Annotated in this window: 22 protein-coding genes; all 22 read right to left on the reverse strand. The window is 33.8% G+C overall.

The window, feature by feature from the left end:
* Positions 1–260: 260 nt before the first annotated feature.
* Positions 261–1,064: an N-acetylmuramoyl-L-alanine amidase gene (locus ACK2WN_RS06790; protein WP_416155174.1), complete on the reverse strand. Its 804-nt coding sequence runs from the start codon at positions 1,062–1,064 to the stop codon at positions 261–263.
* Positions 1,064–1,474, reverse strand: coding sequence for a holin family protein (locus tag ACK2WN_RS06795; protein WP_416155175.1), 411 nt, complete (start codon positions 1,472–1,474; stop codon positions 1,064–1,066). Before ACK2WN_RS06795 ends, ACK2WN_RS06790 begins: the two co-directional genes overlap by 1 nt.
* A gap of 274 nt (positions 1,475–1,748) precedes the next feature.
* Complete coding sequence (locus tag ACK2WN_RS06800) at positions 1,749–1,976, reverse strand: hypothetical protein (RefSeq protein WP_416155176.1); 228 nt, start codon at positions 1,974–1,976, stop codon at positions 1,749–1,751.
* Positions 1,976–2,278, reverse strand: coding sequence for a hypothetical protein (locus ACK2WN_RS06805; protein WP_416155177.1), 303 nt, complete (start codon positions 2,276–2,278; stop codon positions 1,976–1,978). Before ACK2WN_RS06805 ends, ACK2WN_RS06800 begins: the two co-directional genes overlap by 1 nt.
* A 13-nt stretch (positions 2,279–2,291) precedes the next feature.
* Positions 2,292–2,921, reverse strand: a complete 630-nt coding sequence (locus tag ACK2WN_RS06810) for a hypothetical protein (RefSeq protein ID WP_416155178.1) — start codon at positions 2,919–2,921, stop codon at positions 2,292–2,294.
* A 292-nt stretch (positions 2,922–3,213) separates the two neighbouring features.
* Entirely contained in the window at positions 3,214–4,170 is a 957-nt protein-coding gene (locus tag ACK2WN_RS06815; RefSeq protein ID WP_416155179.1) for a hypothetical protein, read from the reverse strand.
* A 75-nt stretch (positions 4,171–4,245) separates the two neighbouring features.
* Entirely contained in the window at positions 4,246–5,337 is a 1,092-nt protein-coding gene (locus tag ACK2WN_RS06820) for a hypothetical protein (protein WP_416155180.1), read from the reverse strand.
* A gap of 15 nt (positions 5,338–5,352) precedes the next feature.
* Positions 5,353–6,408, reverse strand: coding sequence for a siphovirus ReqiPepy6 Gp37-like family protein (locus ACK2WN_RS06825; protein WP_416155181.1), 1,056 nt, complete (start codon positions 6,406–6,408; stop codon positions 5,353–5,355).
* Between the two features lie 10 nt (positions 6,409–6,418).
* Entirely contained in the window at positions 6,419–7,291 is an 873-nt protein-coding gene (locus ACK2WN_RS06830) for a phage tail family protein (protein ID WP_416155182.1), read from the reverse strand.
* Between the two features lie 14 nt (positions 7,292–7,305).
* A complete protein-coding gene (locus ACK2WN_RS06835; protein WP_416155183.1) occupies positions 7,306–11,028 on the reverse strand; it encodes a phage tail tape measure protein in 3,723 nt (1,240 codons plus the stop codon).
* Between the two features lie 56 nt (positions 11,029–11,084).
* Positions 11,085–11,315, reverse strand: coding sequence for a hypothetical protein (locus ACK2WN_RS06840; RefSeq protein ID WP_416155184.1), 231 nt, complete (start codon positions 11,313–11,315; stop codon positions 11,085–11,087).
* A 5-nt stretch (positions 11,316–11,320) separates the two neighbouring features.
* Complete coding sequence (gene gpG / locus ACK2WN_RS06845; protein ID WP_416155185.1) at positions 11,321–11,605, reverse strand: phage tail assembly chaperone G; 285 nt, start codon at positions 11,603–11,605, stop codon at positions 11,321–11,323.
* 14 nt (positions 11,606–11,619) lie between these two features.
* Positions 11,620–12,192 carry a major tail protein gene (locus ACK2WN_RS06850; protein ID WP_416155186.1) on the reverse strand — a complete coding sequence of 191 codons (573 nt, stop codon included), beginning with the start codon at positions 12,190–12,192 and terminating at the stop codon, positions 11,620–11,622.
* A gap of 1 nt (position 12,193) precedes the next feature.
* Entirely contained in the window at positions 12,194–12,535 is a 342-nt protein-coding gene (locus ACK2WN_RS06855; protein ID WP_416155187.1) for a hypothetical protein, read from the reverse strand.
* Complete coding sequence (locus tag ACK2WN_RS06860; RefSeq protein ID WP_416155188.1) at positions 12,528–12,905, reverse strand: HK97-gp10 family putative phage morphogenesis protein; 378 nt, start codon at positions 12,903–12,905, stop codon at positions 12,528–12,530. The genes ACK2WN_RS06855 and ACK2WN_RS06860 overlap by 8 nt, the downstream gene beginning before the upstream one ends.
* Positions 12,889–13,242, reverse strand: a complete 354-nt coding sequence (locus ACK2WN_RS06865; RefSeq protein WP_416155189.1) for a hypothetical protein — start codon at positions 13,240–13,242, stop codon at positions 12,889–12,891. The genes ACK2WN_RS06860 and ACK2WN_RS06865 overlap by 17 nt, the downstream gene beginning before the upstream one ends.
* Positions 13,224–13,556, reverse strand: a complete 333-nt coding sequence (locus ACK2WN_RS06870) for a phage head closure protein (protein ID WP_416155223.1) — start codon at positions 13,554–13,556, stop codon at positions 13,224–13,226. The genes ACK2WN_RS06865 and ACK2WN_RS06870 overlap by 19 nt, the downstream gene beginning before the upstream one ends.
* Entirely contained in the window at positions 13,556–13,855 is a 300-nt protein-coding gene (locus tag ACK2WN_RS06875) for a head-tail connector protein (protein ID WP_416155190.1), read from the reverse strand. The genes ACK2WN_RS06870 and ACK2WN_RS06875 overlap by 1 nt, the downstream gene beginning before the upstream one ends.
* 47 nt (positions 13,856–13,902) lie before the next feature.
* Entirely contained in the window at positions 13,903–15,045 is a 1,143-nt protein-coding gene (locus ACK2WN_RS06880) for a phage major capsid protein (RefSeq protein ID WP_416155191.1), read from the reverse strand.
* On the reverse strand, positions 15,038–15,760 hold the full coding sequence (locus ACK2WN_RS06885) for a head maturation protease, ClpP-related (protein ID WP_416155192.1): 723 nt from the start codon (positions 15,758–15,760) through the stop codon (positions 15,038–15,040). Before ACK2WN_RS06885 ends, ACK2WN_RS06880 begins: the two co-directional genes overlap by 8 nt.
* On the reverse strand, positions 15,729–16,847 hold the full coding sequence (locus ACK2WN_RS06890) for a phage portal protein (protein WP_416155193.1): 1,119 nt from the start codon (positions 16,845–16,847) through the stop codon (positions 15,729–15,731). The genes ACK2WN_RS06885 and ACK2WN_RS06890 overlap by 32 nt, the downstream gene beginning before the upstream one ends.
* 102 nt (positions 16,848–16,949) lie before the next feature.
* A complete protein-coding gene (locus ACK2WN_RS06895; protein ID WP_416155194.1) occupies positions 16,950–18,614 on the reverse strand; it encodes a terminase large subunit in 1,665 nt (554 codons plus the stop codon).
* Positions 18,615–18,673 lie beyond the last annotated feature (59 nt).

The raw sequence follows: 18,673 nt of genomic DNA on the forward strand, positions 1-18,673 counted from the left end.
TTTGCAGTTGGCGGACCGCAATTATATCTTATCAAAAGGAGCTTTTTTATTAAAGACTCAAAGCTAAAAGCTTTACTGAACCCCCAGTCTAACTGGGGGTTTTCTACATAAAAAAGAGGAGAACACCGCTGCTCTCCTCTTGTCTGTTATAATATAAGTTATTGAGTTTTTTAGATTTTTAAACACTATAGGCACCGCTGCCATTTAGTTGTTTGGACTATTATATTTTCTTTCTTTAGATTATTTTATTTTTTATTTTGTTACTTCTGTAATGTATCTATAAATTCAGATACCTTTTTAACTGTTTCATATCTATCATCCCCAACAAGTTTCTTTGCATTTGGGAATGCTTTTGCAGCTATGCCTCCAACTGCTATTATATTTTTAGCAGTGTATGATCTGGCTGTGTCTACATTTACAAGTAAGCTTTTTTGCTTTTTCCAATGTAGAATTTCAGCTGCTATTTTGTCGACTTCATTTCCATAGACTATTAATTCATCTGCAGATTTTTTCTCGTCAACATTTTTTCCTAAATACTTCAATATTCCATGAGCTATCTCTCGCCCGTTTCTCTGACGTTCAGCAAGAGTATCAGCTATCTGAACATCCTTTGAATTATCTAAGAAGCAAACTTCAACGATAACTGCTGGCATATTAGTTCCTCTAATTACCGCATAATAATCTTTGCCTGTCTTCTCAGATTTTCTTGAATATTCCTGGACTGTTGTTTGTCCCATATCCTTCATCTCTTTTGCTATGTTATGAGCTAATGTTTTTCCTTTGCCCTCATTGATACTATAGATTACTTCTCCTCTATCTCCTCCACCAGAATTATGATGGATTGATACAAATAAAGAGCAACCACTTTTATTAGCCATAGAGCATCTTTCATTTAGAGATAAATATTTATCTCCAGTTCTACTCATTATAACTTTTTCTCCATATTTCTCAAGCTCTTTCTTACATGCTAGAGCTGTATCTAAGTTGTATAATTTCTCAACATGATTTCCATGAACAGCTCCAGAGTCAGAGCCTCCATGACCAACATCTATAAATACAGACATTATTTCACTTCCTTTCCATTTCTTAACTGTTCAAGTGCGTTTTTTATCTGTGCTGGAACTGGAACACCTAACTCTGCAGCATTCTCTATTATGCTCAAGCTTTCGTTGCTTATATAAAAAAATGCTACTAATGTTCTAAATATGTGTTCACCTGCTCCTATAATTCTGTCTAGTGCCACCGCTATTATTAATATGAACAGTATAAATATTTTCTTCATTAGACCTTTTATACTTGTTTCAGAATTAAGATTTTTATTTATATATCCTTTACTCAATCCAGTTAAGTAATCTAATGCCATTAATAATACTAATGTGTTAAGAGCTATATCCCATCCTCCGAAAAGGAATGTAACTGTTGTCCCTATTATCGCAACAGTTGCATTCAATACATCTGATAATCTAGCTGCCATCTTTCTCTCCCTTCAAAAATTTTTTCAAAAAAAATCAAAATAAATGAAATTATTCTATCTCACCTTCATATATTAATTAAAAATTAAAGAAAGAAGGTGAGCTTATGTCTTTTTATTTTTATATTTCAATAACTATAGATATAAATATGTTATTATCAATACAAAATATTATTATTTTAGCTATACTTTTTAAAAAATTCAAATAATACTTTAGGGCATAAAAAAAGAACCCTCTGGTTCTTCATCTTATGCCCTTTATTTTTCTACACTGAAATTATATTGTTTCGTCTATAAGGTCAGCTTTTCCTAAATCACTAAGGATAAGGTCAACGTCATCTTTAAATTTTTTCCATACTGGATGTGTCATACATTTTCTATAATGCTCTTTACCTGCTCCAGCTTTCCCTTCTTCTAATTCTACTACACGCATAGCTATATACCCTGCCATACCAATCACTCCTTTTCCTTCTATAGTGTTTTTTATATCAATAGATTTGCTCATTATATCATCCCTCCTTCCATTGTCATCATCATGAGCTCATCTATTGCCATCTTAGTTATGTCTAACTCTTTCTGCAAACTTTCTATTGTTACTCTTTCTTTTTCTGCTTCAGCTCTTTCTTTTATTATTGCTTCTATATGTGCTATTGCGCTTTCTTCCATGGTTGTTCTTGGGTATGGAATAAATTCTCCGTATTGATAATACAGTCTTTTTCCATTTTCTTTTATATAGTATTCTTTCTTTTCTTCGTAAGCTTCGGCTTCTAATATATTGCCGTTTATGTCTGTGTATTGTTTAGTCATATTTTTTACTCCTTTATTTTATTTTTTTATAATATAATTCATTTGTCATTATGTTATTATTTGCATCTTTTATATAGAGTCTATTGTTTTCTATATAAAAGAATTCTGGACTATTTTTCATCTCAAATTCGCCTAACCCTTTATATTTTTCAAATATTTCAGTATTGATATTAAATTTGTAGATAGCGTTATTATCTATTGCATATACATTGTTTTTATATTTAAATAATGAATTTATATTAATATTATTTTCTTGTTTTTCTATTTTTGTATAAGCTGTGCCATTTGATGTTTTAAAAAAATCAAATTGATAATTACTTTTATTTGTGTATAAGATATAACATAAATTATTAATTAAAAAATACAATCTTCCATCTGTAGGACAAGGATATTCGGGGCTATTTAATTCTGTCCAAGTGTCGTTTTTTGTATTGTATTGATAATAATAAAATCTACCATATCCCCAAGGTTCATGCTGTATTAAATATAAATTATCATTTAATGGATATAATATACATTTTTTCCCGCCAGAATAGGGCTTACTTCCATTTTTACCAAGTTGTGTAATAAGATTAGTTTTTATATTACATTTATAAAAATAGTCCTCTTCTAAAAAGTAAACTTCGTCTTTTAAATACGTCATTTCAAAATCAGTTTCACTTGTTCCATTTATATTTGGAATAGCTTTTTCTGTAAATCCTTTTTCTAAATTTCCAAAATAAAGCTTATTTGAATAAAAGAAATAATCTATTTCTTTTTCATCATCTCTTAAATACCTCCATGGTTTTAATAAATCTGTTGAAATTGGAAATGGATTAGCTAATTTTTTATTTATTATTTCTTTTTTTTCAAAACTATGTTCGCCTCGTTGAAGGATTCCGTCAATTAAAATTCGACTTGACCCCCCCCCCCGATTCTATTGTAAACAGCCATTTTTAGACCTCTCTTTCTCTATATATTTCATCATTTAGAAGTATTGCCTTCCTTTCGGGTGTCACTACATAAATTTTTTTATCATCTTCTGTGTACAAAATTTTAATTCCATATATAAAAGAATTATTTAAATCTGATTTAATTAGACCTACATCTATATAATCATCATTTTCAAATTTACAAACTTTTAAATTGGTTTCATTATCAGATATAAATTCTTCTTCTGTTATATACGTATTATTTTTAATTGTAAATAAAACTGAATCGCTCATATTGTAATATCCATTTTTAGCAGTTTTAGCAATCCAAGTTGCCAAGTCTTTTGTTTTATAAATATGAGCATCTTTAACTAAATACAAATAACCATCTTTTTCAAATACTCCTACTGGAAGCTGGTAAAATGGGAATCCAGAATTAACAACTTTCAATGTTATATCGGTAATAATATTATCTTTTATTTTGTACATATATTTTTTACCAGACATTACAAATACATAATCATTAAAAGGAATACACATAGTAGCCGAATCTCCATCTGAACTCATGGCTGGTGAAATAATTGTTTCTGTAAAATCAATTAAATTTCTTTTTACTAATCTTTGTTCTCCACTTTTAATGTAGTATATACAATCGTTTTTATCTAAGTAATAATAATGGTTACAGTTACTAGTGTTTGAACCACCAAAATGACTTATCTTTCCCAACAATGTCCAGGCTTTTTTTATACTACCTTTGTAAACATCTGAATTGCCCCATGGCCTATTTGCAAAAAGTATATTCTCATTATTACTCAATCTTAAAGAGTTAGTCCATGAGCTTTCTAAGTATTCTAATATTGGGAATTTATCTTGTTGATTATATAAAAATTGCACTGTTTTTACTAAGTCTAATTTTTCCCTTGCTGGCTTTCCGTCTATAGTTACTTTCTCTGCTCCTCCACTTACTTTGTTAAAAAGCATCTTATCACTCCCTTCTAACGTATGCTTTTACTGGAAATTCTACAAATACAGAATCTCTTGCATCGCTAATCTCTTTCATTTCTTAACTAATTCTATAACTATATGCACGTCTATCGTTGGCTTCACTCCTACTGCAGTTAATACATTTTCTGTCATAGATCCTTTTATCATAGCATCGCCCCAAGCAAACATTTGCTCCTCTGTTACGTTAGCGCCATAATCTAGGATATAGATATCATATTGGCTAAATGGATATATATCCTCTAAAGAATATTTATTTCCAATCCATTTCGCCCGTTCTATGGTTAATTCTACTTGTGTTCTAGATTCTTCTATTTTAGTAACTCTATTGCTAACAGTAGTTATATCACTTTTTATTTTTTCTATTTCTCCATCTGTAGTTACATCTTTTTCTTTTAATTCTTCAATCTGATTCTGTAGATTCCCAGCAACATCTCCGCTTAGCTTTCCTTTTATAGACTGTAGCCATTCGTCGAATTTTTGCTCTTCTCCAGCTCTCCAGTCAGTAGCTGCTGTTTCAAATAACTGTTTCCAATTCAGGAATGCTTGCTCTTGCTCTGTAGTCCAGGTATTTGTCTTTTCTATATATTCCTTTTTCCATTGCTCTAATTGATTGAATAATGTAGTAGTATCAATCTGTGTAACAACCCCAGTAACAAGTCCACAGAGTTCCGTGTTTAACCTCGTATCTGTAACCATGCTCTGACTTATTGATACTGTTCCGTGTGCGACCTTAACATCAGCTATTCCTAACTCCCACGCATTTTCATCACGCTGCAGAGTGGGCGCAACAGGTTTACCTGACATCTCTCCTTTTTTCACTACCCAATGAATATCTCTATCTAAAACATCTTTTCTCAGTACAATCCTATCAATTCTATCAAGCACAGAATCAGCCGTATCTATCTCTAAAATATGCACGTTATCATCATACCGCAAGTGACCATCTATCCAGGCAATACCAGCCTCCATTTTAACAGCCATTGTTTCTTGATCCGCAATGCATTGAAAGTTTGTTGAAGGATTAGGAAACACTCCATTCTTGATAAGTGTTCCAAAATACTTCGCAAAATCATCTGCATTGAAAGGTCTATCTGGTACTCCCTCCTGGTCTAGTACTGAGTTAAAAAAACAACTCTTTAACATTTAACCACTCCTTTCCTAAAGTCTTTTTAACTTATCCATAAGATTTGGAATAAGCTTGTCAAATGTAATCTGCAATGTCATCTGTCCTTTGACATATGTTTCAGTAATTGCTAGAATTCTTGAATTCATAGTAATTCCTAAAGTATTATCTTGAAGTGTTACCATATCTCCTAAATCGTAATCAACTTTATAAATAAAGTTGACCTCTGGGTCTACTTCAAGCTCAAAAGTTTTTAGTGTCTTGAGCTCTTCAAGAACTTTCTCTGATTCTTTCTTTATCTCATCAACTGTTCCAGAGAAACTCTGAAACTGCTCTCGTCTTTCAAATCCTTTACCCGTTCCATAATTCAGAACAGCCTTGCCCTCTGTTTCCTTCTCTCCAATATAAACAGAGTTACAGGTGTTAATATCACTCTCTGTATAGTGTCTACTTTTTATATTGTCAAATTTTGCTGAGAATACTACAGGTGGCAATGTGTTTTGGTCTATCGTTAAATCTCTACCCTCAGATATATCAAACACAAACTTTTTCTTTTCCAGGTCTAGCTTCACATCCCAACCAAAGTTAGCATATTTTGCAATCTCTTCAAGTTTTAAGTCAAGGGCATCATACGCACTCCTCCAGTTGTCGTCCTTACCCCTTTTTAAATCTTGAGCTATAACTAAATTATCAATCACTCTATCCTTATTAGTTGGATTGATACAATTCTTATCCACGAAATTTTTCATAATAGTTTCTTGCTTTCCACTAAATGCCATATACAAACTTGATGCATCTGGAGAGATAACTCTCCTATGAAGTAATCCGGAAAGAGAGCACCCCTTAACTGGTAGACTATCACTTTTAAAATTGCCTTGTACTTCTCTATGCTCAATCACACCTGAAAGGTTTGGGTCATTATTGTATATTATTATATTTTCACGTTGAAGGTATTTATAATTTTCATCATTCCTTTTAAGATTCAAATCAAAACTTCCAGCACTTTGAAATTTTCTTGTGTGCTGGAAACTCTCATGTGAATCAAACTCTGCTATCAAATTGAAATCTTTATCTATTACTCTAATTGACATATTACACCTCCTATATTCCTAAGAATCCTGGTGCATAGTTTATAGTCATCTCTAAGTTATCAATGCCACTCTCGGCATCATATCTCAGCTGATTATCTCCTTTTCTCAACTGTATAAACTCAGATTGAAGAGTTAACCAATGAAGAACATTCTTACTTGTTCCGTCAGCATTATAAATCCTCACATACTTATTATCTGAATAGGTACTTATCTCAAGAACATCCCCTTTGTGAAGAGTAGTCATAACCTTGATTTGCTCTTTTGTGTAAATATTCAATATTGATGGATTTGTAACTGTAGCCAATGCTCTTAATTGAATAGTCATTCCTGATGGAGTATCTCCGTCATTGTAAACATTACAAATCAACTCACTAATCCTATGACCAAATACTATAGGCTTGACTGATTTGTCCTCTGTACACCACATAGGAAAATATAAATCCTTACTCCATAGAGCTATGTCTTTACGTCGTTCTGTTTCTTCATTCCAAAATGGAGATGGTGCTAGAGCTTGAATCTGAAACTTCTGACAACCTCCAACTTCTTCCTGAAAATCAAGAGACCGTATAACAACATTAACTTTTCTCTTAAATCTTTTATTATAATGATAGAGAGAGATCTTCTTGTCTGGTGCTAGAAAAGAAATTAATCTCTCTCTTTTTTCTTGCATCTCTCTCTTTGAGTTAGCAACTATTGCTCCTAATACAACAAGAGTTTTTTCTTTTATATTTACAGAATCCACCTTCACTCCATGCCTTGCTCCTGAAGATGTCGTGACATTAGAGCTGACACCTATTCCATTCAGTTGAAGGAATAAGTAAGGTTTCTCTTTTTTTAAAGTTAGCTTTTGCCCATCAGCATCTTTAAATATAATCTTATGCATATCTTATCCCTCCTTTAATAACTAAATGTAATTCTTCTCAATGTAGTTTCTAAATCTTCTTTACTATCAGATTGGTTAACAGTAACATTGTAGACCGCTCTTCTACTATTATCTGTAGTATTTGTTATGCTCTTTGCATTTTTCTTTGGAACTTCAAGAGCTGATATCTGGTTCTTTGCGCTGTTTATATCAGCAAGAATACCATTAATCATACTTTTCAGCTCATCAATATGTGGCTTGAATCCAAGTACAAGCTGCTGACCAAGATTGTCACCAGTCTTTTTATACTCTGGTGCATATGCTTTTAATAACCTTATGATTTCTTTCTGAGTTTTGCTCGCTAGTAATTTCTGAGCCTCAGCTCTCAGATTATCTTCTTTCAGCTTGTTGTCATAGTATTCTTTTAACTTCAATAGCTTAGCCTCAAGCTCTTTCTTTTGTGCCTCGAATGACTCTGTAATACGTGCAATCTCAGCTTGTTTCTGAGCTTCTAGTGCTTCTTTCTGTCTCTGAAGAGCTTCTCTCTGTCTTTCATACCGTCTCTTCTCTTCAATTTTTTCTTTTTCTTTTAATAACCGATTAAGCTCTTTTTCCATCTGAGCTCTGTTGTTTTCATCGTGTTCATATTTAATAGCATCTTTAACAGTATTAATCTGCTTATCTATGTTCTCATCTTCCTCAAGCTCTTGTTTTCTTCTGTAAGCATCCTCCAATGCATCAAGCTCAGCATCAATTGAGTCTGCCATTGCCTCATAACGTGAATTAATAGCATTGATACTTGCTTCTTTCCAACTTTCAAGAGCACTCAACTGATTGTCTAATGCTTCTTTTTGTTTATCATACATCTGCTGATACTTATTCTGTAGAGCTGATGCTACATGATCTATAACTGTATTAGTATCATTAACAAGCTGTTCATTCTGTTTCAAGAATTTCTCAGCCTCAGTTTTTAGCTTGCCAGTTAATTTTCTAATCTCATATACTGGCTCATTTGCCTTTCTTCTTATACCTACAGTTAATCCTTCAGCTGTAGATTCTCCAAGCCGTATGAATTTTTTAGAAGGTGAGTTTATATCAAGGAAATCTTTTGCTGCATTGTATGCTTTTGTAACAACACTCTTTGCTGCATTAACTGCCCGTGAAACCTTACTCTTAATACCATTAATTAAACCTTCAATCATACTTCGACCAATACTCGCCCAACTGCTTATTTTCGCTTTAGCTGAATTTATCATATTATTAACAGTATTAGTCACCGCTTGCTTTGCTGCGTTTGCCTTACTCTTAATACCATCAATCAAGCCTTGTCCCATCTTAACAGCCTCAGCTTTGAATTTCCGTGGCATCTCCTTAGCCTTATTGACCATCTCGTTGAACTTTTGCTGTGTAGCACTTACCATTTCAGACAATTTGTTCTTAACAGCTTCTTTTGCACTATTCAATCCATTGCTTACATAGTCTTTGAGCCTAGACAATGCATCTTTTACTGGACTAAGAATACTACTAAAGGCATCACTTATCTTTGAAACTATGTTCAGACAGAATTCTTGAACATTATCACTAACTACCTTTAATCCTCCCTCAATATTTTGAGGTAAATTTTTAAAGAATTCAGTTATATTTTTGCCCTGAGTTTGAATCCATTTCTGAAGTTTATCAGATGCTTTCTTTATGAAATCATCACAATTCTTTTCAAACTGAGCATAACTCTGAGATAACATCTGTTTCTGTTCCTCAAGCCAAGCTCTCATCTTTTCCTTTTGCTTTGCATAGTTGTCGTTGCTAGGGTCTTTGTCATATGAATTTGTAACAGTATCTGTAAAACTTTCAACTTTGCCATAGTTCTTATCCAACAACCGCCCAGCTCCAAGACCAAGAGCTCCACCAGCAAGACCTGCACCTGCTAATGCTCCACCACTTAATCCTGTTAGAGTTGTTAACCCTGTTAAAAGAGAAGTATCAGCAAGCAATTTCTTCAACTCTTTTAAAGTTTTGACTGCACTCATTCCAGCTGAAATTGCCTTGAGCGCTGGTCCAATTGTTGCCAATGCACCACCAAATGCAACTAAATTATTAATAGTGCTCTCGTCAAGATCTTTAACTCTATCAATTAAATTACCTATGACATCTATTGCTTTGTTGATTACTGGAGTCAATGCGTTCCCTATCTCAACCGCTAGTTCTGTGAATTTATTCTTTAATATCTTCAACCTAGACTCAAGAGTCTGATATTTCTTGTCAGCCTCAGCACTCAAAGCTGTATTGTCTTCAAATGCTTTAGTTCCTGTTTGTAGAGCTTTAGTAAATACATCAGATGCACCTGCTGCTCTTAGCAATACATCTCTCAAAGAACTATCTTTAATTCCTAACTCTTCTATAATCTGAACTGCACTTTTACCTTGCTTTTCCGCATTTGCTAGTCCTTCGATAAACTTAGCAATAGCATTTGCTGCATCTTGTTCATAAGCTCTTTTGAATTCATCGGCACTCATTCCAGCTACTTGTGCAAACTGACTCAATTTTCCTGATCCTGTCTGAACTGCAAGAGTCAAATCATTTGTGAATTTAGAGAATGCTGTACCACCAGCTTCAGCACTTACACCCACCGAACTCAATGCCCCAGCGAATGACATTATCTGAGCCTCACTCATTCCAGCCTGAGAACCTGCTGATGCAATCCTTGTTCCCATTGCTACTATATCAGCCTCAGTTGTTGCAAAATTATTCCCCAGAGCAACTATAGTTGACCCTAAATTTTCAAACTGTTCTTGAGGCATCTGAGTTATGTTCGCAAATTTAGCAAGTGCACTTGATGCTTCATCTGCTGTTAAGTTAGTAGTATCTCCAAGCTTAATCATTGTTTCTGTGAATTCTACAAGATTCTCTTTCTCTATGCCAAGCTGACCTGCTGCCTCTGCTACCCCAGCAATCTCAACTGCTGTTGCTGGCAATTCCCCTGATAATTCAAAAATCTTTTCTTTGAATTCTTCAAACTCATTTCCGACGAAATCAGTTGTTTTCGCAACACCTGTGAATGCGGTTTCAGTATCCATTGCGGCTTTTACACTTGCTGCACCTATTCCAGCCAATGGCAATGTCAATCCTTTTGTAAGCGTGTCGCCTAAACTTGAAAACTTATCTTTCAATCCATCAAATCCACCGAGGTCTTTATAAAGTTTTTTCCATTTGTTTGACTGAACATCTAACTCTTTACTCGTCTCTTTCAGTTCAGCTTGCATCTCTTTCAAAGAAGCCTCAGCTCTATTCATATTAACTTCAGTATTACCAAGAGAGCTCACGTTTCTCTTCATTGCTGAATCTAGCTGATTTAATTCCTTTTGAAGTTTTCCATATTCTTCATGTAGCTTTTTCGTTTCCTCAGCATTCTCTCCAATTGCTTGAACAGATTCTTCATAGGCACTTTTTGCTGCACTAACCTTTTGCTTTAATTCCTCATGTTTCTTTTTATTCTCTTCAAGTGTTTTACTACTAGACTCAAACTGTTTCTGATACATCTCAACTTTCTGTTTCTGAACTTCTATGCTCTTACTTAACATCTCTTGCTTTGCTTTCAGTCCGTCAACACTACTACCAAAATCTTTTATACCAGCTCCAGCATTTTTAAACTGAGCTTGTAGTGTTCTTAACTCTCTATTTAAACCTTGAGCTCCTGAGTTAAACTTACTACTCTCTAGTCCAAGCTCTATAATTAACTCTCCAAGTTTTGTACTCGCCATAAGTTTCCTCCTTTCCTAAAAATTTCAAAAAAAGAGAGCATGAATAAAATGCTCTCTTATAGCCATGTTATCTGGTCTATGTATTCCTTTTTCTCACCAGATTCTTCTCTTAGTTTTTTCAATTTTATTGAAAGAAGTTCGATATACATCAATATATCAGTATTCATTGCCTCATTTACTGATTGCTTATTTTCAAAAACCATATCAGAGGCAATCTCTTTTAAAAAATCTGAAACTGATGTATATCCCTCATTTGTGTTGTTTTTAGGATCATCTTCATCCGTCAACAATTTTACTTTTTTTCAAAGTTATTCATAACTGCATCAACTAAGTCGTTAGCAACAGTCATGAATTCTCTGTAGTCTATTCCATCATCAAGCTGCTGTTCTGTAAACTGCCCTTTAAATAAGCATAAAACAAACTGTTTTAGTCCGTTTATCATATCTAAAATATTATCTCCAGCCTTCATATTTTCAACTATATCCATTAACTCGTTTAATATCCCTAGTCTTAAAAAATCTAGCTTGAATGTTTTCTTTTCGCCATCTATAACTAATGTTATCTCTATATCTTTCATATCCTACTCTCCTATTATGCTGCTACTTTACCTGTTTTTAAGAATTCCACTGTGAAGAACTTATCTGCTGTAACTGCTGTTGTTCCATCTGTATCAGCTTTATATTTAGATACCCCGTCATGTATTCTCGGCATAAATTTGAATTTAAGTTTTGCACTCTGGAATTCAACTTTATCCTCTTTAGTTTTTCCTTCAAATTCTGGTGGCTCACATTTACCTTTAACAAGCCATACGTTTCTACTAGCAACTCCATTGCTCTTAGAAGCTTCAAATCCAAATGCTATATAAGGCGGTTTGAATTCTTTAGTTTCTTTTACAACCCCATTTTCGAATGTGTAACCAGTAACAAGAGCATATTCTTCAAGAGTTAGGTCAGCAACCTCTATCTCAACCTCTATAGCACTCATTGCTGTTTCCGTTTCTAAAAGCTGGTCATCACCGTAATTTTCCGCCGTGTCTGACTTTGGTGATATTTTTATATTTTTCGCACCAGTTAATTTTTTTATAGTTTCGTCATAAGTTAAAGTTCCCTCTGAATCCTCAGTCAATTTAACTATTCTGAATCCTCTTAATCCTGTTAAACTCATATTATCCTCTCCTTTTCACTTTAATTGAATATCTCAATGCTTTATGGTGAATATCAACATCTTCTTCATATAAATCTCGTGATTCAACTTCCTTTTTAAAGTACTTTCTCATTGTTGCGTCGACTTCATCATTAAGATTTTCATTCCATTCAGATGACCAAATATCAACCTGAACATATATTTTTTCAACCTGAGCCTCATCATCAGCGAACTCTTCCTCTTTTTCGTGATATGCGAAAAAGGTTATTGAGTTCCTCATATCTAGGCTCCTATCAATTATCCCTACTCTCTTGAATCCATACTTTTCCCGTATAGGTTCAAGTATTTCCTTTAAATTAAACATTTAAAACTACCTCTTTCAAGTAATTACCAACTACGACCTGTACCTCGTCGAATTTTTCAACTGACTGCTGGATGAAAGGACGTGCTGGCAACCTAGTTGTACCGAACTCGTGAAAAGCTCCATAATATGCATCACCTAAATCAACGATACCTATTTTAGCTCTACCTTTATTGACCTTTACTTTTATAGAATCTCTAAGAGCTCCAGAGTCAACTAGTCCTTTTTCGATAATATTTCCTTTTATATCTTTCTTTAAAACCTCTGCGCCCTTCTTTAGTGCATTAGTTTTCTCTTTTTCTGCCTTTGCTCCAAGCTCATTCACCTTTTGAATCAACTCTTCCATTCCATTAACTTTAAAGTCTGCTGTCATCCTTGTATATAAACTCCATCTCTTTTATTAAGTATGGATTCTCTTTGCCTGCGTCATAAGCACCGGCAAAACTGAATCCATTTTCTTTCATAGCTCTGATAATATCCTTGTATCTCATTATCTTATTAGGCTTTTTATATAAGTATCTAACCAATACATTATATTCAACTGCTAGATTCCTATCATCAGCGAACTCTGAATCTGACTCTGTGCTTACCTTGTAAATCACATAATCTTCAAGAGAGCTCTCTGATGTGGAATAATAGCACTCAATACCTAACCCTTTTATTATGCTTTTTACTTTCTTATAAATATCCATTACACTCTCAACTCGCATACTAAATCAACATATTTCTTCATTCCGTTGAAGTCAGAGATATTTTTAATATCGTATTCAGAGCCATTGAATATTACTGCATATTTTTTTGTTGCTAGAGGATCTAAGAGTAGCTCCTTTGTTTTGGGCGAATATCGAACTGTAAACAAGACTTTTTCTTGAGATACAACTGCATCTGATTTTAATATTTCACTTCCAGACTTTTTCATATATCTGCAGAAACAAGTTGCGAACTCTTGAGCTTCAAGTGGGAATCCAGCCTCATCTGTTTCCTGACTCATTGCTACAATTTTTATTCTGTCATTTAGATGCATCAAACCACCGACTCTCTACTTAAAAATTGCAACTTATTCACTAATGCATTAAATCCAAGAGGCATCTCTTTTTTATTCGTGCTCATACTCAAGTCACGATTATCATACCAATGTTTTGTCAGCATTTTTACAGAGAGAAGATATAACTCCTCTCTGCCATCTTTAACAAGTTTAGCCTCATTAACTCCACAACTTGATATATATTCCTCTGCTGCATTGATATAGTCTTCTATATTTTCAAAATCGTCGTCTATTCTAGCGTATAGCTTTACTTTCTCGACTTTCTGCTGTCTGTCCATTTTCAACTACCTCCTCAGCAGACATTGTTCCCTCATCAGAGGGTATATTAGGGTAAATCAGCAGATACAGTACATATTCTGAATGCTGATTTCATTTTTATCTTATGGTCTATCCAAGCTGTAAGGACGAACTGTTCCATACCTGTTTTAACATCTTTGTCTCTGTCATATAACATATCTAAGTCGTAGTTGAAGTGTGAATATCTAAAGTCACCAACTACAGGACTTTTAGCAAGTTCACAGAACTCAACTGGTACACCTAATATTGCCTCTGGCTGTGCTAAGTAAAGAGACGCATTTCCATTTGCAAGTTCTTTTATCATGTTGTAGTAGTCAACTCTTCTCATTACAACACTTGCATTTTCTGCGTAATCATCCTCTAAGTCAGCTACTGCAGATATTATTGTTTCATACATTGTTTTTCCTTTGACTTCTTTTATGTCATAGCTTGAACCTGTCTTTTTATAGAATGATTTTGTATCTGTAGTAGTATCAGAAAATGCTACTGTTTTCTCTTTTTTAGCAAGACCAGATGCAAGTGCATTATCTACAGTTGCAACTAAGTTTGTATCAGTTCCGTTTAATACTGTTTCAGATATTTCAACAAATACTTTGAATTTATTTCTTTCAAATACTATTGTTTCAGCTGATGCTGCTATTTCTTTCGCTGTTTCTCCATCTTTTATAAATGCATCATCTGAAAGAGTAAATGTTATTTTAGGAACTTCTAAATTAGTTATGTTTGTAAAAGTAGATAGGTTTCTTAATGGGTTTTTAGCAAATGGTTCATGTAATAACTCATTTGTCATAGTGCTTGGTAATAATTTTCCACCATTTCCAAGGCTTGAATCATCTCCAAGTTTCGCATTAACTCCTAATGTTGCAAGAGTTGATACTGATGGTTTTTCGTTTCTCATAACACATCTTATTAAATCAGCTTTTGCGTTTATTATTCTATCTTTTTCTGTTCCTGGAACATTTATTTTTTCTTTTGCCTCATCATCAAGTTTAGCAAGCTGAGCTTTCACTCCTTCAAATCTCTCTTCTAAGTCTTTAACTAGATTTTTCTGAGTCTCTCTTGTTTCCATATTAACTGAGAGATCTGAATACATTTCATTTAATTTATCCGTTTCTTTTTTAAGTTCGGCTCTTATTCCGTCGTACATCTGTTTCACTTTGAATCTATTCATAGCTGAATACCTCCTCATATTTTAGTGTTTTATTAATTCTTTCAATCATAGCTTTTGTTTCGCTATCCATTTCGGGCAATTTTTCCTTATTTTTTGCATTTAAAAAAGCATCTGGAACATTCTTATAATTCCTAAATGCTTTATCATCAAATTTAGCTGCAATTTTTACCTCTTCTAAAACTTCATCACATAACCCATACGCAAGAGCCTCATCAGCTGTGAGCCATGTTTCTGAATCTAATAATTCAGTTAGCTTTTCATCAGTCTGATTGAATCTTTTTAGATATATTGTTTTCATGCTATCACAAATTTTGTCTAGCTCTTCAGCTGTTTTTCTTAACTCAATAGCATTGCCTGCTGCATAAGTCCATGGGTTATGAATCATCAACATTGAGTTTGCTGGCATATAAATATTATCACCTATCATAGCGATAATACTTGCTATACTTGCTGCCATTCCGTCAACATGAACATCAATTTTTATATTTTTGTCAGATTTTACTCTCTGAAGTATGTTGTAAATAGCTACCCCATCAAATACATCTCCTCCAGGACTATTGATATATAAATTTATCTTATTAAAAGATTCAGCTTTTATATCTTCTAGTAAATCCTTTGGAGAATAAGAGTCATACCAATAATCTCCTATCTGGTCATAAATATAAATATCAAGTTCATCTTTATCATTCACTGACATCTTCCAATACTTCTCCATCTTTTACGCTCACCTCCTCACTAGAAACTAATTTATCTAAATTACTCATCTTGATTAAATCTCTTGAGACAAGCAATTCATCTCCATCTGGATGAGGCGGAAAATCTTCAAGAGCTCTTATCTCGTTCGGTGTCATTCCTCCCGACCTTAACATCTTGAAATAGAATTCTCCTCTTGTCTTCATGTCTGCCCTAGCAAATCCATTCATGTTTATTTTCACATAATAGCCTTGCATTTTTTCGACCTCAGACAAGCATTTTTTTCTAAATTCTTGCTCATACATTCTCGCTGTTGGTAGCATTGTATCAGTCATAAACTCCAACGAATTCTCCTCAGCTGATTTGTATGAGTTCTTATTTGGCATTATTTTCTGGACTGGTATATGGAACACTCTTGCAACCTTTGAAACTGTTATTTCTTCCATTTCAAAGATTTTTGCATCAACTGCACTTCTTTCTTTTAGCTCTTCAAGGCTCTTTCCACTATCAAGATAGATAATACCTTTTTTAATGTATTCTTGAATCATCTCGTGATATGCTTGAGTTTTCTGAGGGTCTAAGTTCCCAGTAATTTTAAAAGCATACTTAACATCAACATGATTTTCTAACTGCTGCATACTAAGAGTTTTAATTTTGTTGTCATACTCAATAGTATTTCTCAAAACCTTAATTGGACTGATACCATTTACTCCATCCACGCTCGCATATTTAAACGCAAGAATATGATCAGAGTGAATAAGTCTATCATGAACTTTGTACCATATCTCTTTTGTTTCTTCATTGACCATTGGATAAACATAATTATTATCTAAAACATAAAGAGCTGAAACATCTCCATATACGTCATACTCTTTGATTGCATAAGCTACCCCTTTGAGATTTCTTATTGTCTCCAAGAGCTCTATAAATTCATAGAATGTCATATTAGGATTTGCTCCATTTAAGAATATATTTGCCAAACTATTCTCACCAGCATCAACTGTTTTATAGTCCTTCTTTACATTGAAAGGTAAAGATGCCAATGCTTTGGCTTTTATAGTAACCGCTGAGAATATCGTTTCATTACCAGCAATATCATTTTCTGACAAGCTAAAATATCTATGAATATTTCTTGCTTGAATAGTACTGTTTGGAGTTTTGAAAAAAAATCCTTTTAATCTGCTAATTATCCCAACATTTTCACCTCCAATCTAAGAAGGAACATAAACAATGTCACCTTGTTGTTTTTCTTCAAGATAGACTTTCCATGCATCAATTACTGAGTCAATTGGGTCTATCCTATCCTCATCAAGAGCCTTGTCTATCTTAATCTCTCCAAATGAATTTCTTGTAGTTGTAGCATTGACCGCACTCCATTTGAAGAGCTTGTTGTCTTTGTTGTATTTAACAACCTTCGCATCAATAGACAATTTAAAATCTACTGTTGCATCATTTAAGGATCTCGCTGACTGAGTTATATCTATCAAGTCACATCCTAAAAATTCTAAATCTGAAAGGAATGCTGATGCGTTGTGATGGTCATATCCAACCGCCGTAATTCTTATTTGATATTTATCAATTAAATCATTCAGATAATTTATTATAAATTTGTAGTCTGTCTTGATAGCAAATGCTCCAGTTGTAAGAGTTAAGAGTCCATCATTGACCCATAAACGATATGGAACATCATCAGTTCTTTCATGCTCAAGCAACCTAAGTTCTGGCATAAAAGAGTGCGAATGAATGAATACACTTTCATTTTCATCCTCTTTGTTGAGAGGGAACAATAGACAAATTGAAGTTAAGTCTCCACCACTCGACAAGTCTATTCCTAATATGCACTCACGACCAACCATATCCTCAATAGTTAAATCTGATGCACACTCATTCAGTTTTTCAACGTCTAAATAACGACCGTCTTTATAGCTCACCCACATATTCAGCCATTTAGTCATGAAGTCTAATAAATCAGAGCCACCCTTTTCTTTTGCTTCAAGAGCCACCTCACTCATTTTATAAACTTCATGCATATTAATCGTATCATCCTCATTTAAAAGCAATAATGGATTAGCTTTTACCCAATTGTGGTAATCCCAAATATCATCATCTTCATCCATTTCGGCTATATAAATAAATAACGACTCTTTTTCAATCGCTCCAGATAATACTTTTTTACAGAACTGATAATGTTCATAACAAAAGCTATTAAGGTCAAATCCTGCTGTTGTTATGGCTAAAATCAGAGCATTGTTGACTTTACGTTGACCTCCAAGTAATAGCTTATAAGTCTGATTTGTTCTGTGAGCATGTAGCTCATCAGGAACTGCTAAAATAGACCTAAAACCATCTATTGTCTTTGTGTCTCGACCAATAGCAACTATATTTGTTCCAGTAGCTCCAGCCGTAATCTTATTTTGTGACTCAACAATTTTGAAAAGTCTGTTCAAGTCATCATCTGCAATAATAAACTTTTTAACTTCATCCCAGACAAGTTTTGCCTGGTCAGCTTTTGTTGCTGCACAAATAATTCTCCCTTGCTTGTAAGTTGAAAAATTTGAATCTTTAACAACTTTTGAACCTGCCAAAAACGTCTTTCCATTCTGTCTTGCAAGCTGAACATATGCCTCTCTAAATCTGACATAGTTTGTTCTCTTTTCTCTCCAACCTTCAATACTTCCTAATATAAAATCCTGGAATCCTCTTGTCCTTAGTGGAATCTCTTCATCCCCTTCAAGAATTGTCAATTCATTGTAAAGGTCAAGAGCCTCCTCACTTTTCTCAACATCCCATTTAAACCTAAATTCTTTGGTTCTACTCTTTTTTAAATCATCTAAGTGTCTTTGACAAGCTTGAATAACACTTTTACCAGCAATCACCTTTCCAGCAACAACTTTTTTTGCGTACTCGGTGACTCTGTCTCGTCTTCTTCTAGCCA

The sequence above is a fragment of the Peptacetobacter sp. AB800 genome (assembly GCF_047807365.1).
Taxonomy (GTDB): domain Bacteria; phylum Bacillota; class Clostridia; order Peptostreptococcales; family Peptostreptococcaceae; genus Peptacetobacter.

Bases quoted from the DNA above. Each gene is read 5' to 3' on its own strand.
- ACK2WN_RS06790 (WP_416155174.1), bottom strand. From the start codon at position 1,064: ATGTCTGTATTTATAGATGTTGGTCATGGAGGCTCTGACTCTGGAGCT.
- ACK2WN_RS06795 (WP_416155175.1), bottom strand. From the start codon at position 1,474: ATGGCAGCTAGATTATCAGATGTATTGAATGCAACTGTTGCGATAATA.
- ACK2WN_RS06800 (WP_416155176.1), bottom strand. From the start codon at position 1,976: ATGAGCAAATCTATTGATATAAAAAACACTATAGAAGGAAAAGGAGTG.
- ACK2WN_RS06805 (WP_416155177.1), bottom strand. From the start codon at position 2,278: ATGACTAAACAATACACAGACATAAACGGCAATATATTAGAAGCCGAA.
- ACK2WN_RS06810 (WP_416155178.1), bottom strand. From the start codon at position 2,921: ATGACGTATTTAAAAGACGAAGTTTACTTTTTAGAAGAGGACTATTTT.
- ACK2WN_RS06815 (WP_416155179.1), bottom strand. From the start codon at position 4,170: ATGCTTTTTAACAAAGTAAGTGGAGGAGCAGAGAAAGTAACTATAGAC.
- ACK2WN_RS06820 (WP_416155180.1), bottom strand. From the start codon at position 5,337: ATGTTAAAGAGTTGTTTTTTTAACTCAGTACTAGACCAGGAGGGAGTA.
- ACK2WN_RS06825 (WP_416155181.1), bottom strand. From the start codon at position 6,408: ATGTCAATTAGAGTAATAGATAAAGATTTCAATTTGATAGCAGAGTTT.
- ACK2WN_RS06830 (WP_416155182.1), bottom strand. From the start codon at position 7,291: ATGCATAAGATTATATTTAAAGATGCTGATGGGCAAAAGCTAACTTTA.
- ACK2WN_RS06835 (WP_416155183.1), bottom strand. From the start codon at position 11,028: ATGGCGAGTACAAAACTTGGAGAGTTAATTATAGAGCTTGGACTAGAG.
- gpG (WP_416155185.1), bottom strand. From the start codon at position 11,605: ATGAAAGATATAGAGATAACATTAGTTATAGATGGCGAAAAGAAAACA.
- ACK2WN_RS06850 (WP_416155186.1), bottom strand. From the start codon at position 12,192: ATGAGTTTAACAGGATTAAGAGGATTCAGAATAGTTAAATTGACTGAG.
- ACK2WN_RS06855 (WP_416155187.1), bottom strand. From the start codon at position 12,535: ATGTTTAATTTAAAGGAAATACTTGAACCTATACGGGAAAAGTATGGA.
- ACK2WN_RS06860 (WP_416155188.1), bottom strand. From the start codon at position 12,905: ATGACAGCAGACTTTAAAGTTAATGGAATGGAAGAGTTGATTCAAAAG.
- ACK2WN_RS06865 (WP_416155189.1), bottom strand. From the start codon at position 13,242: ATGCGAGTTGAGAGTGTAATGGATATTTATAAGAAAGTAAAAAGCATA.
- ACK2WN_RS06870 (WP_416155223.1), bottom strand. From the start codon at position 13,556: ATGCATCTAAATGACAGAATAAAAATTGTAGCAATGAGTCAGGAAACA.
- ACK2WN_RS06875 (WP_416155190.1), bottom strand. From the start codon at position 13,855: ATGGACAGACAGCAGAAAGTCGAGAAAGTAAAGCTATACGCTAGAATA.
- ACK2WN_RS06880 (WP_416155191.1), bottom strand. From the start codon at position 15,045: ATGAATAGATTCAAAGTGAAACAGATGTACGACGGAATAAGAGCCGAA.
- ACK2WN_RS06885 (WP_416155192.1), bottom strand. From the start codon at position 15,760: ATGGAGAAGTATTGGAAGATGTCAGTGAATGATAAAGATGAACTTGAT.